This window comes from Rhizobium sp. SEMIA 4085 (assembly GCF_013004495.1).
Lineage (GTDB): Bacteria > Pseudomonadota > Alphaproteobacteria > Rhizobiales > Rhizobiaceae > Rhizobium > Rhizobium gallicum.
The window spans coordinates 1-805 of the sequence record NZ_JABEPH010000702.1 but is presented as its reverse complement, the minus strand read 5'-3'; the positions used below and the strand labels follow the sequence as shown (position 1 = coordinate 805).

1 protein-coding gene and 1 pseudogene are annotated in these 805 nt (G+C 56.6%); both read left to right on the top strand.

Annotated features, from left to right (window positions below; genetic code table 11):
* A pseudogene (locus tag C9413_RS32505) lies at window positions 1-385 on the top strand (LLM class flavin-dependent oxidoreductase); the annotation flags it as partial.
* Between the two features lie 5 nt (window positions 386-390).
* Window positions 391-805: aldehyde dehydrogenase family protein (locus tag C9413_RS32500; protein ID WP_170251637.1), on the top strand; the 415-nt coding region annotated here is incomplete at its 3' end.

Below are 805 nucleotides of genomic sequence, written 5' to 3'. Positions count from 1 at the left end.
CACGTCCGAACGGCCCAAGATCATGCTGCTGCGTCATACCTATGTCGGTTCGTCGGACGCAGACATCGCGCAGGCGGCCCATGAGCTCAGCCTCTACTACAACTACTTCTTCGCGTGGTTCAAGAACGAGAAGCCGGTCACGCAAGGTCTCATTGAGCGAATTCCCGAAGCTGAAATCAACTCAAACGCCATGCTGTCGGACGCCGTCATGCGCACCAACAACGTTGTCGGAAGTCCACAAAGCGTAGTCTCGCGCCTCAAGACCTATGAGGCCATGGGTTATGACGAATATTCCTTCTGGATCGATACGGGCATGAGCTTCGAGCGCAAGAAAGCATCGCTTCAGCGCTTTATCGCCGAAGTGATGCCGGCATTTGCGGAGTGAAGCCCATGCAGCGTTTCCAGTATTATATCGATGGTCAATTCCTAGACGGTGAAGCACGCTTCCCAAGCGTTGATCCGGCCACCGGGAAGGAATGGGCTGACTTGCCGGAAGCGCGCGAGGGTGATGTGGATCGGGCGGTCAAGGCCGCTGAACAGGCACTCTATAACGGGGCCTGGTCAAAGATGACGGCCACGCAACGCGGCAAGCTCATCTACCGGCTCGCTGATCTGGTCGCAGCCAACGCACAGAAGCTGGCAGAACTCGAGACACGCGACACCGGAAAGATCATCCGGGAAACGTCGGCGCAGATCGCCTATGTCGCGGACTATTACCGCTATTACGCCGGCATCGCCGACAAGATTGAAGGATCCTATCTTCCCATCGACAAAGCTGACATGGATGTCTGGCTTCGCCGTGAGC